This is a genomic window from Megasphaera sp. MJR8396C, assembly GCF_001546855.1.
Lineage (GTDB): Bacteria > Bacillota > Negativicutes > Veillonellales > Megasphaeraceae > Megasphaera.
In genome coordinates, this window is the sequence record NZ_KQ958166.1 from 12,633 (window position 1) to 24,740 (window position 12,108).

At 51.7% G+C, this 12,108-nt stretch carries 13 protein-coding genes and 1 tRNA gene; 13 read left to right on the top strand and 1 reads right to left on the bottom strand.

Going from position 1 to position 12,108, the window contains the following annotated elements; translation table 11 throughout:
* Positions 1–125: 125 nt before the first annotated feature.
* The 4 genes from trmB (at position 126) to hydE (ending at position 4,530) form a co-directional block, all read left to right on the top strand.
* Positions 126–830: a tRNA (guanosine(46)-N7)-methyltransferase TrmB gene (gene trmB, locus HMPREF3201_RS04160; RefSeq protein WP_062411887.1), complete on the top strand. Its 705-nt coding sequence runs from the start codon at positions 126–128 to the stop codon at positions 828–830.
* Complete coding sequence (locus tag HMPREF3201_RS04165) at positions 784–2,058, top strand: FtsW/RodA/SpoVE family cell cycle protein (protein ID WP_062411888.1); 1,275 nt, start codon at positions 784–786, stop codon at positions 2,056–2,058. The genes trmB and HMPREF3201_RS04165 overlap by 47 nt, the downstream gene beginning before the upstream one ends.
* 62 nt (positions 2,059–2,120) lie before the next feature.
* Positions 2,121–3,389, top strand: a complete 1,269-nt coding sequence (uraA, locus tag HMPREF3201_RS04170) for a uracil permease (RefSeq protein WP_062411889.1) — start codon at positions 2,121–2,123, stop codon at positions 3,387–3,389.
* A gap of 61 nt (positions 3,390–3,450) precedes the next feature.
* On the top strand, positions 3,451–4,530 hold the full coding sequence (hydE, locus tag HMPREF3201_RS04175; protein WP_062411890.1) for a [FeFe] hydrogenase H-cluster radical SAM maturase HydE: 1,080 nt from the start codon (positions 3,451–3,453) through the stop codon (positions 4,528–4,530).
* An 86-nt stretch (positions 4,531–4,616) separates the two neighbouring features.
* Here hydE and HMPREF3201_RS04180 read toward each other — a convergent pair.
* Positions 4,617–4,705 (bottom strand) — tRNA-Ser (locus tag HMPREF3201_RS04180).
* Between the two features lie 139 nt (positions 4,706–4,844).
* On the opposite strand from HMPREF3201_RS04180, the gene HMPREF3201_RS04185 reads away from it, so the two are divergent.
* The 9 genes from HMPREF3201_RS04185 (at position 4,845) to HMPREF3201_RS04225 (ending at position 12,043) form a co-directional block, all read left to right on the top strand.
* Positions 4,845–5,816: a C-terminal binding protein gene (locus tag HMPREF3201_RS04185; protein WP_062411891.1), complete on the top strand. Its 972-nt coding sequence runs from the start codon at positions 4,845–4,847 to the stop codon at positions 5,814–5,816.
* Between the two features lie 24 nt (positions 5,817–5,840).
* Positions 5,841–6,650 (top strand): polysaccharide deacetylase family protein, encoded by an 810-nt coding sequence (locus HMPREF3201_RS04190; RefSeq protein WP_062411892.1) that lies wholly within the window; start codon positions 5,841–5,843, stop codon positions 6,648–6,650.
* A 22-nt stretch (positions 6,651–6,672) separates the two neighbouring features.
* A complete protein-coding gene (locus tag HMPREF3201_RS04195; protein WP_062411893.1) occupies positions 6,673–7,617 on the top strand; it encodes a phosphodiester glycosidase family protein in 945 nt (314 codons plus the stop codon).
* Positions 7,618–7,628: 11 nt separating this feature from the next.
* Positions 7,629–8,531, top strand: a complete 903-nt coding sequence (locus HMPREF3201_RS04200; protein WP_062411894.1) for a hypothetical protein — start codon at positions 7,629–7,631, stop codon at positions 8,529–8,531.
* Between the two features lie 10 nt (positions 8,532–8,541).
* The gene (locus HMPREF3201_RS04205) at positions 8,542–8,877 is read left to right on the top strand and encodes a hypothetical protein (RefSeq protein ID WP_072272017.1); all 336 of its coding nucleotides are present in this window, start codon (positions 8,542–8,544) and stop codon (positions 8,875–8,877) included.
* 35 nt (positions 8,878–8,912) lie between these two features.
* Entirely contained in the window at positions 8,913–9,413 is a 501-nt protein-coding gene (locus HMPREF3201_RS04210; RefSeq protein ID WP_062411895.1) for a hypothetical protein, read from the top strand.
* Between the two features lie 245 nt (positions 9,414–9,658).
* The gene (locus tag HMPREF3201_RS04215) at positions 9,659–10,462 is read left to right on the top strand and encodes an amino acid ABC transporter substrate-binding protein (protein ID WP_062411896.1); all 804 of its coding nucleotides are present in this window, start codon (positions 9,659–9,661) and stop codon (positions 10,460–10,462) included.
* A 147-nt stretch (positions 10,463–10,609) separates the two neighbouring features.
* Positions 10,610–11,260 carry an amino acid ABC transporter permease gene (locus HMPREF3201_RS04220; RefSeq protein ID WP_062411897.1) on the top strand — a complete coding sequence of 217 codons (651 nt, stop codon included), beginning with the start codon at positions 10,610–10,612 and terminating at the stop codon, positions 11,258–11,260.
* Between the two features lie 15 nt (positions 11,261–11,275).
* Entirely contained in the window at positions 11,276–12,043 is a 768-nt protein-coding gene (locus HMPREF3201_RS04225; protein WP_062411898.1) for an amino acid ABC transporter ATP-binding protein, read from the top strand.
* The last annotated feature ends 65 nt before the right edge of the window (positions 12,044–12,108 follow it).

The window sequence follows — 12,108 nt, forward strand, 5'->3', positions numbered from 1 at the left end:
ACGATGGCTGACATTTTTTATAATAAAAAAAGTATCATACAGTTTGTTAAGGAACCCTTCCGGCTTGTGCAGCAGGTCTGAAGGGTTCTTGTACGATGAATCCATTTATGAATCGAGGAGGATACATGCGTTTACGAAGAAAACCGTGGATTGACGAGGCTATCAAGGAGTACAATGAGTTTCTCCACCTCGACGATTGTCAAATGTATAAGGGGAAGTGGCATACGCTCTTTAAATCCCCGGAAGCGCCGTTGTGGGTAGAGCTTGGGACCGGCAAGGGAAACTTTATTTCCCAATTGGCCCAGCTTCACCGCGACGTCAACTTTATCGGCATTGAAATTCAGGCCGGGGTCCTCTATTATGCCGGCAAGAAGTGTGCCGATGCCGAAGTCGATAATGTGCAGCTCCTGCGCTGTGATGTCGCCCGACTGGAAGATATTTTTGAGCCCGGTGAAGTCGACCGCTTCTTCATCAATTTCTGCGATCCCTGGCCTAAAAAGCGCCATGCCAAGCGGCGTCTGACCTACCGCAGCTTTCTCGACCGCTATGCCCGTCTTTTAAAAGAAGGCGGCAAGATCTACTTTAAGTCCGACAATGCCGGCCTTTTCGACTTTACCCTCGATGAATTTAAAGCCTGCGGATGGCCGCTGTCGGAAGTGACCTATGATTTGCATAACAGCTCGGTGTTGAATGAAGCCATGACCGAATACGAGGCTAAATTCAGTGCCAAGGGACAGCCTATTTTTCATTGTGTTGCCACACGCCCACAGGAAGTGATAGCTCATGTTGTCGAAAAAGATGAATGCCGAAACGAAGGCCCGGAGGAGTAACCTCCTTTGGATGCTGGCGTCTGTATCCCTCTTGGTTGTCATTGGCCTTGAAAATATCCTCAGCTCGACCTTTGTCCTCGACGAAGGAGCGTCCTTGTCCGGTTATTTGGGCAAACAACTGGGTTTTTTAGTTGCCGGCGTCGTCATTGCCCGGGTCATTTGGAAGCTGGGGTATCAGTTTATTCGCCGCTGGTGCAGCAAAATTGTCCTAATCAATATCGTCTGCCTCATCGCTGTCAAATTCGTCGGCATTACGGTCAACGGCGCTCGCCGCTGGTTGGGCTTCGGTGCCTTTTCCTTTCAGCCTTCGGAGTTTGCCAAGTTAGCGGCGATTATCACGATGGCTGCGGCCATTGCCTTTTATTTGGAACGACATGGGAATAAGGAATTGATGTCCCTTCACCTGCGCAATATCTTTCCCATCGATAAATTGGAACGAAAGATTCCCTTCGGGAAGCGGCTCTTTGCCTTATTCCTCAATCGATACGGCCTTTTTGCCTTTTTCCCGACCCTCTTTTTTGCTTTCTTAGTAGCACTGCAGCCCGATGCCGGGACGGCTATCGTCATCTTTTTCCCTGTTCTGATGATGTTTTTTTGCTGCGAACTGACGGTGATTCACACCAAATTTTCATGGAAGCAGCGCCTGGCCTTTGCCATTGGCGTCGTCGCCCTTATCGGACTCGGTGTTTATCTCTTTGCCCACTCGTACCAGATGATGCGAATCGTTACCTGGTGGGACCCGTGGCCTTATAGTCAGAGCAGCGGGTATCAAACGGTTCAAAGTTATATTGCCGTCGGCTCCGGCGGCGTCTTTGGCCAGGGGATGGGGACCGGGATCAGTAAGTTCAATTACTTGCCGGAAGCCCATACGGACTTTGCCTTTGCCGTCATCGCCCAGGAATGGGGCCTCATCGGGGCCGTCACCGTCTTGTTTTTGTTTTGCAGCCTGCTGTCCGTCGGCGTGAAAACGGCTATCCGCTGCCGCGACCGCTTCGGAACCTTTCTGGCCTTGGGCATTACCTTTTCGCTCTGCATCCAGGGCCTCATCAACATGGCCATGGTCACGGGCATTGTCCCTGTCGTCGGGGTGCCCCTGCCTTTTATCAGCTACGGCGGGTCTTCGCTTATTTTAAATATCATTTCGGTTACGTTTTTACTGCGCATCAGTTATGATAATTTCTGCGAAGCCGAGGCGGGGCAGGCTGACGTCGAACAGGAGCCGTTCTAAGGAGCGGCGCCTGATAACGCTGATTTTTTATAAGAAATCTGTCTTTTTTGGGAGGAGATTGCATGCAACAACATAGGGTTATCCACGTAGAAGAACGGCTGCCCGTACTGCCGACTATTCCGTTGAGTTTGCAGCATTTATTTGCCATGTTCGGCTCGACAGTCCTGGTCCCGTTCCTGCTCCATGTCGATCCGGCAACGGCTTTATTTATGAACGGCGTCGGCACCTTGCTGTACCTGACCATTTGTAAATGGCGGCTGCCGGCCTATCTCGGCTCGAGCTTTGCCTTTATTTCTCCGGTCCTGGCCGTTACGGCTACGCCGGGCATGACCTATGGCGATGCCCAGGGGGGCTTCATCGTCTTCGGGCTGTCCTTTATTATCTTGGCGGCCGTCGTCGATAAGGTGGGTACGAAGTGGATCGACATCCTCTTTCCGCCAGCTGCCATGGGTTCTATCGTCGCCATCATCGGCTTGGAATTGGCGCCCTTGGCCATGAACATGTCGGGCTATATGGGCGAAGTCCAGGGCATGTCCAACGAAACGGCCATGATCATTTCGACCTTTACCTTGATCGTCACCATTTTGACGACTGTCCTCGGCCGCGGCTTCATCGGCATCATCCCCATTCTTATCGGCGTCATTGCCGGCTATATCCTGTCCTTCTTCATGGGCGTCGTCGACTTGACCCATGTTCAGGAAGTTCCCTGGTTTGCCTTGCCGACTTTTTATAAGCCGGAATTTAACCTCAGTGCCATCATGATGATCATGCCGGCCCTGTTCGTCGTCCTGGCTGAACACCTGGGGCACCTCTTCGTTACCAGTGATATCGTCGGCCGAGACCTCATTGCCGATCCGGGCCTTCACCGCTCGCTCTTCGCCGACGGCGTATCGAACGTCCTCTCCGGCCTCGTCGGCTCGACGCCGAATACGACGTACGGTGAAAATATGGGCGTCATGGCCATTACCGGTGTATACAGCACCTGGGTCATCGGCGGCGCTGCCATCTTTGCCATCCTCTTTTCCTTTATCGGTAAAATCGCGGCCCTCATCCACGCCATTCCGACGCCGGTCATGGGCGGCGTCTGCATCCTCTTGTTCGGCTTCATTGCCGCATCGGGGCTGCGCATGCTGGTTGAAAAGAAAGTCGATTATACACGTTCGAAGAATCTTATCTTAACGGCGGTCACTATGATTTCCGGCCTTAGCGGCGCTACCATCGTACTCGGCCCGGTCCAGCTCAAGGGCATGGGCCTGGCAACGGTCGTCGCCATGGTCATGAGCTGCGTCTTCTTATTCTTTGAAAAAATCCACTGGGCCAACGAAGAATAAAGGCCTTTCCTCCGCTTTTCTGTAAGGGCTGCTTCCGGCGGTTCTGAAAGGAGATATTATGATGAAGATTAAACCACCGAAAACCCGCGATGATTTAATCGCCCTGCTGAGTCTGACTGAGCCCGACGACCTGCAGGAATTGTATGATGCGGCTTATGCCGTCAAGGCTGAAAATGTCGGCCGCGTCGTCTACTATCGGGGGCTCATCGAGTTTTCCAACTACTGCATTAAAGATTGTAAATACTGCGGCATCCGCAAGAGCAACGACGAAGTCGAACGCTTTGATACGCCGCGGGAAGATATTTTGGCCATGGCCCGCTGGGCCTATGAGAATAAGTACGGCTCCCTGACTATCCAGTCCGGCGAACGGCAGGACGAGGCCTTCATCGATTATGTCGAAGGCCTGGTCCGCGACATCAAGGAACTGAGCGACGGCAAGCTGGGCCTGACCCTTTGTGTCGGCGAACAGACGGAAGAAACCTATCGGCGCTGGTTTGAAGCCGGTGCCCACCGCTACCTGCTGCGCATCGAGACCAGCAATCCCGCTCTCTATGCGACCCTCCATCCCGATGACGGCCATCATAAATGGCAGGTCCGCAAAGCCTGCCTGGAAAGCCTGCGCCGTATCGGCTATCAGGTCGGGACGGGGGATATGATCGGCCTTCCCGGCCAGACCCTCGGCGACTTGGCTGACGATATCCTCCTCTACCGCGACATGGATATCGATATGATCGGCATGGGACCCTACGTCGTCCACCATAATACGCCCATCGGGAAAGCCGTCCTTGCCAGCGGCATGGACAGCAAAGAAGAACAGAAGCGGCGGCTGGAAATGGGACTTAAGATGATCGCCGTGACCCGCCTCTTTTTACCCGACGTCAACATCGCAGCGACGACGGCCCTTCAGGCTCTCCATCCTTTGGGACGGGAACTGGGCTTAAAGGCCGGGGCCAACGTCCTCATGCCGATCGTCACCGTTCCTAAATTCCGTCCGCAGTACCTCTTGTATGACAACAAACCTTGTGTCGATGAAGTGCCGGAACAGTGCAAAAACTGCATCAGCGCCCGCGTCGCTTCCGTCGGCGATACGATTGGTTTTGGCCAATGGGGCGATTCGCCGCACTTTTTCCATCGCAAGTAAAAGGCTTTGAACCGACTCGAGCGTATGCCAATCCGGCATACCGGTATATAAAAAAAGCAGGCCCCGTCGGGACCTGCTTTTTTGTTTGGCGGAAAGGGTGGGATTCGAACCCACGGTGCGTTGCCGCATCACTAGTTTTCAAGACTAGCTCCTTAAACCACTCGGACACCTTTCCATAACGAAAATATTATATCAAAGTTTCGACAACTCCGTCAAGGTCGGCCAGAATACTTGATAATTGACGATTACATGGTATATAATTAGATGTATCTTTATGTCTAAATGATTTTGTTTATAGAAAAGGGGCTGTGATAATGTATCACATAAGTGTTTTGACAGGACGTCAGGATGAAGATGATTTTGGAGAGAGACTGCGCGATGTAGCGCGCGTTGAATATTGTCCTCCAGGAGATGAAGATGAATTAGCCGACAGGCTTCAGGAAGCAGATATTCTCATTTGCCATCATGAACCGATTACGGCTTCACTCCTCGAGAAACTCGATGACTTGAAATTGATTGTCGTCTTATCGACCCGGTCGGATAACGTCGACGTGAAAGCGGCCCACGAAAAGGGCGTCATGGTCATCAATAATACTTCCTACTGTGTCGACGACATTGCCGACCATGCTTGTGCCATGATTTTGGCCTTGATTCGTCAGCTGCCGGAATATCAAAGCGATATCCGGACCAACAGCCGTTGGGAATTCGGGGCTGTTCCCTGGCCCCTTCACCGGGTCAGCAAAAATCTCATCGGCCTCGTCGGGTTTGGCCATGTCGGCCGTGCCGTTGCTTCGCGATTGCAGGCTTTTGGATGCAAAATCCAGGCTTACGATCCCTTCGTCAGTGAAAAATTCATGATGGAAAGCAGCGTCCGCCCCGTCGATTTTGACAAACTTCTTCAGACTAGCGACGTCGTATCACTGCACATGCCGCTGAACGAATCGACACGCTACATTTTTCAGGATGAACAATTCGAAGAAATGAAAAAGGGCTCCATGTTCGTCAACTGCTGCCGCGGCGGCCTGGTTGATGAAGCGGCTCTGTACCATGCCGTCGACGACGGCCATATCCGCAGCGCCGCCCTCGATGCCCTGTCGACAGAACATCCGAGCCCGATGCTGCTCAAGATGATTGCCCGGCCGGAGTTCTTATTGACGCCGAGCGTCAGCTTCCATTCCGTCGAAGCGATGCGTGACATCCGCGACGATGCCGAACGCTATATCCGGCTTTTCCTGGCCGGCCATTACGATGAATTGCCCGTAGTTACCTTACGGGACAGCGAATAATCTTGACGAGAGGAGCTGTACGATTTGCGCATCTTGAAATTGGCCTGTATGGCTCTGTTGAGCTGCCTTATCCTGGCAGGCTGCGCACTGGACAATAAAACGGCGGACACACCTGCGGCGGAAAAGAACCCGCCGCAGGAAGTTGCCATGGCCGTACCGGAAAAGGGGATTCCCGTTCTGATGTACCATATGATCGGCGACGTTCCGGATAATGACGCCGTTCTCTTAGAGTCTCATTTCCGGGAACAGATGAAATTTTTAAAGGATAACGATTTTCATCCCCTGACCATGGATCAGCTGTACGACTATTTGGCCAAGGGCAAACCGGTGCCGGTTCGGCCCGTCGTCCTCACCTTCGATGACGGCTACCCCGATACGTATCGTATCGTCATGCCGATTTTAAAGGAATATGGCTTTGCCGGGACGGTCTTCGTGCCGACCTATGACACCGACCAGGGGACGCGCATCAATTGGCAGCAGGTAAAGGAAATGCAGGCCTCAGGCCTTACCATTGCCTCGCACAGCTATCATCATGAGCGGGCGACGGAGATGACGGGCAACTCCTTTGCCGACGAAGTCAAAAAGAGCCAGGCTGAGTTAAAAGAACAGCTCGGCATTACTAATGAATACTTCTGTTATCCCTATGGCGGGTATACCCGGGAAGCCGGCGACGTCTTAAAGGCCGCTGGTATTAAAATGGCCGTGACCATGGATCCGGGCTGGGCAAAATACGGGGATAACCTGTATGCCGTCAAACGGATTTGGATCGGCAACGCTGTCGACATTGAAAACTTCAAGCAGCGCGTTACGACACCGCAATACGAAGAACGTTAACTTTATTTTTTCGAGGTTACATATGAGGAAACACGTAAAAGAAATCGGTAAGTTTTTTATCTTTATCGCCATTTTTTTCTCTCTGACATCACCCTTTGTCGTCCTCTTCGGACCCTTCGACAATTTGAAGCGGACGGTTGTGGGCGCTATTTTGAAGAGCCGCCATCCGCAGTACATTACGTGGCTTTTTACGCAGCAGGAAATCGATGAGATCTTAGGCGGTATCAGTTCGACGCCGAAGCAGGAATTGTTTAATTTCAAGGCCCGCACGGATACGACACTTACCCTGAAAAATATTGATTCCAGTCGGTTTAAGGGCTTCTTGCTGGAAGTCCCTGATCCCCATCGCCTGCAGGTAGCAACGGCGGAAAATATGGATGAAAAAGGCGATACGACGAGCGGCATTGCCGAACGCGTCGGTGCTGTAGCGGCCATCAATGCCGGCGGTTTTTATGATGCCAATGGGACCGGGACGGGCCGCCAGCCTTACGGCTTCATCATCCATGATGGAAAGTACCTCCTCGGTCAAAACTCTTCTGACGATGAAACGAATGAATTTGTCGGCTTCACTTCCGGCGGCAACCTCATCGTCGGCAATTATTCCAAGGCCGAACTGCGGGAAAAGGACGTCGTCGAAGGCATTTCCTTCGGACCGGCGCTCATCGTCAACGGTGAAAAGATGATTACCAATGGCGACGGCGGCTGGGGTGTCGGACCGCGCACGGCTATTGGCCAGCGTAAGGACGGCACGGTGCTGCTGCTGGTTATCGACGGCCGTCAGCCTGGCTATTCTGTCGGTGCGACCTTGCGCGATTTGCAGAATATTTTGTATGAAGAAGGTGCCGTCATTGCAGCTAACCTCGACGGCGGGTCCAGCTCGACCTTATATTACAATGGAAAAGTCGTCAACAAACCGGCGGACCTCTTGGGTGAACGCATGATTCCGACGGCGTTCGTCGTCAAGTAGGAGGGCAGGCTATGAAATTTCGAAAGTTTATTGCCGTCTTTGTGGCCGGTATTGCCGTCCAGGCCGGCGTTTATATTTATTTGGATCAGGTCTTGTTTGCGCCGACGTCGGATTTCCAAATCGGCGGTACGACCCAGCAGGAAGCCATGGGGGATGGTACGGAAACGAACGGCCGCAGCTTCTATTCCTATGACAAGCGCTTCATGGCGACCATCCTCGACGATCAGGTTACGATCTATGAAGCCGGGAAAAAGAACGATCCTCAGCGCATCAATCTGCACGGCCGCAACGTATCCTTCTTTGAATGGCTTCCGGACCGCAATCTGGCTATCTTTGCAACCTATGGCCGCGACAATAAGACCGGGGAATACGGTGTCTACATCGCCCAGTACAACCCCATCTATCCGGACCGCGAATTAGATACGCCTATTGAAGATGCACCGGCAGACAGCAAAATCGTCGACGTCGCGTATTCGACGGCGACCAACGTCGTTTACATGAAACTTGAAGTCGGCGAAGACCGTTACCGCATTTATCGGACCGACGCCAACTATGATACGCGGCGCATTCACGTCCAGGCTGAAAATATCGGCCGCATTGCCGTCTTCTACGATTCGGATACCTTCTTCTACGATAACCTCCGGACCGGCGTCGTCTACATGCTCGACGGGGCTACCAGCAGTTGGCGTGAAATTTCACCGAGCGGTAATTTCAGACTCATCGGCCTCGACGGCCAGGAAATCTATATCGCTGAAATGAATCGTGACGACAAAGTCATTGCCGCTTATCGCGGCCGTTTAGGCGTAGGCTTTAAGAAGATTGCTACCTATCGGACGCCGGAAGACTTCAACAGCATCACCTTAAACAGCATGCATGAAGCCTCGGAAAAGTCGGATAAAATGGAAAAGGAATAGGTGATTGACCTTGGCAAAACATAAGATTCCTAAGAATCGTTCAATTGAAGATATGTTCAAAGGTGTTCAGGAAGAAGATACCTTTGAAACGACGGGCTGGGAAGATGATGACGCCAGCCCTCGCCGTCAACCTGTTCGAAAAGCAGATAAAAAACAGACGGCCGGCGATTTTCGCCGCCAGTTCTTTACCGATGACCTTCAGGAAAAAGTGGGTTCCATCCTCCTCGATATCAAGATGGCCTATTTTAAAGACGGAGTCGGTGATATTTCCCTGGAAGTCGTAAAAGATGGCCGTAACGTCGTCATCAAAACGGCTCCTAAGACCAGCAAAAAACTGCGTAAATAGCTTTGCCGCCGATTGTCGTTGAAGGAGGCCTGGCCATGGAACACAAGGACTTAGAAAAACAGTTTCACTGCGGCCCCATCAAGGCGGCTTATGAAAATTCAAAATGGTTTTCTGGTTTTATGAGAGTCTTGTTTCTCTTGGTGGCCATTTACTTTTTCTGGCTCATGATGGGCGAGGCCCATCTCGTCGAGCATCTTGACAACTGGGCCGTCCTCGCGTTTTGTCTGTGGCGCATGCACCGGCAAAGTGACATCATGTGCTACGTGGCGGAAAAGGGCATCCTTGTCCGCCGTCAATTCCGATCCCTTCACGAATTTTACGACGACCTGTTTCATACCGACCGAAGCCTGGTATTCCTGCCTTATAAGGATATCTTTGTCATCGGCGATACGTGGCAGGAAATCCAGTTAGGCCAAGCCGAAGAAGGGGGCCTCGTCGTCCTTCCCGTCCGACTCCAGTTTTTGTCGAAAAAGAGTAAACAACAGATTATCGACACCATCAAGGACATGCAGGACAAGGATGATGAAGAGGCGTAACCGTGTGAACCATTCGAAATATGCATCGATCAGCATGGAAACATGCTGATTTTTCATAATCCAAACCCTTTATCTTTTTAACGAAATAAAGTAAAATATGTCATATACATCAGGAAGTGTTCGCCTTTTGGGAGAACGGCCATTCCTGATGAACGTAAGGAAACTCACAGGCTTTTGACTGAAGGCCGGGAAGGGAGTTTCTGACAGCCTTTACTCGTTATGTTACTCTGTAAGGAGGAATTTACATGAATTGGAAAAAAATATTGGCTGCCGGCGCATTGACAGCAGCAGCGGCTGCCTTACTCGTTGGTTGCGGTACTGATAACAGCAGTCAGGCAGAGCAGAAACTACCGGATAAAATCGTTATCGGCCTCGATGATAATTTCCCGCCTATGGGCTTCCGTGATGAAAGCGGCAACCTCGTCGGTTTCGATATCGACCTGGCTCAGGAAGCGTCGAAACGACTCGGAATCCCGGTTGAATTTAAACCGATTGACTGGGACAGTAAAGAAGCTGCTCTTAAGAGCAAGCAAGTCGACCTCTTGTGGAATGGCTTGACCATCACCGATGAACGGGCACAGCAAATTGCCTTTTCAAAACCCTATATGCACAACCAGCAGCTCCTCGTTGTCCGCAATGATTCGCCGATCACCAATCGCGAAGGATTGGCCGGCAAGATCTTAGGGACTCAGGAAGGCAGCAGCTCGATCAATGCCTTGGAAAAGAACATGGACTTCCAGAAATCCCTGTCTGAAGTCAAAAAATACGGCGACTTCGTCAACGCCTTTATGGACCTTGAAATCGGCCGTATTGACGGCGTCCTCGTCGACAGTGTCGTCGGCCGCTACTACATGACCAAGAAGCCGGGCCAGTTTAAAGTCATTGACGACAAGATGGGCGACGAACAATTCGGCGTCGGCCTGCGTAAAGACGACAACCTCCTGCGGGATAAACTCAACGACGTCTTGAAACAAATGAGTGAAGATGGTACAATGACTAAGTTGTCCCAGAAGTGGTTTAACGAAGATATTACCATAAAAGTACGGTAATCGGGAAAGATGTACGAAAAACAACCTTTCGGTCAGATGACGCTGACAGCTCCCCGTCGTGGAGAGGTCCCCGGCATGGACGGAGAGGTTGTTTTTCCGTGCTGCACACTGCCTGTGTGAAACGCCGTGCCTGAAGAAGGAGCCAGCATGGATTATTTAATTCAGATTGTGCCTGCCGTTGCTGCAGGCCTGAAAATTACACTGCAAATTTTTGTGATCACCATCGTCTTGAGTCTGCCCTTGGGTATCCTCATGGCCGTTGGCCGTATTTCTAAGATCGCCGTCCTGCGAAAGGTCATGTATGCCTATATCTATGTCATGCGTGGTACGCCGCTGATGCTGCAGATCTTGTTCATCTACTACGGCCTGCCCTTTATCATCAATGGGTTTACCCTGCCGGCATTTCCGGCGGCCATCATCGCCTTCGTCTTTAACTATGCCGCTTACTTTGCCGAAATCTTCCGCGGCGGCATCCAGTCCATCGACCGCGGCCAGTATGAGGGTGCCAAGGTTTTGGGGATGACCTACATTCAGACCATGCGCCGGATCATCCTGCCTCAGGTCGTAAAACGGGTTTTGCCGCCAGTGTCCAATGAAACGATTAACCTGCTTAAAGATACGTCCCTCGTCTACATCCTGGCCATGAACGATATCCTGCGTATTACGCGGTCCATCGTTCAGCGTGATTTCGATACGACAGCCTTTTTGGTCGCCGCCGTATTCTACCTGTTCTTTACGTTTATCCTGACCAAAATTTTCGGGTACCTGGAAAAACGTTACGCCGTCTATGATGAATAAGGAGGACGTCTTGTCATGAGTTTTATTGAAATGGATCACATCCGAAAGAGTTTCGGAAATTTGGAAGTCATAAAAGACGTTTCCCTTCATGTTGAAACGGGGGAAGTCGTTTCCATCATCGGCCCGTCCGGGAGCGGCAAGAGTACCTTCCTGCGCTGTCTTTGCCAGTTGGAAACCATCAACAGCGGTTCCATCGTCGTCGACGGTAAGACCATGGCCAGTACGCCGGCCGGAAGCCAGCGTGCCGTCTATGCACCGGCTGCCGACGTTCGGGCTATCTGTCGCCGCATGGGCATGTGCTTTCAGCACTTCAACCTGTTTCCGCATATGACCGTGCTGGACAACATCTTGGAAGCGCCTCGCGTCGTCAAGAAGATGAAGACCGAAGAAATCATGCCGAAGGCTGAGGAACTGCTTAAAAAAGTCGGCTTGTGGGAAAAGCGGGATACCTATCCGTCACGCCTTTCCGGCGGTCAGCAGCAGCGTGTGGCCATTGCCCGTTCCTTGGCGATGGACCCGGATATCATGCTCTTTGACGAACCGACCAGTGCCCTTGACCCGGAATTGACCGGTGAAGTCCTGCGCACGATACAGCAACTGGCCGATGAAAACATGACCATGGTCATCGTAACCCATGAGATGGCTTTTGCCAAAGAAGTGGCCGACCGGGTTATTTTTATGGCCGACGGCATTATTCAGGAACAAGGCAAACCGGAAGACGTCTTTGAACATCCGCAAAATGAACGGACGCAAAGCTTTCTCCAATCGATGCTGCGATTCTAAACGAAAAGCTGCGATATTGCTGTCTTTAAAGCCCCTTAAAGGGGCTTTTTGTTTACATGGGTCAT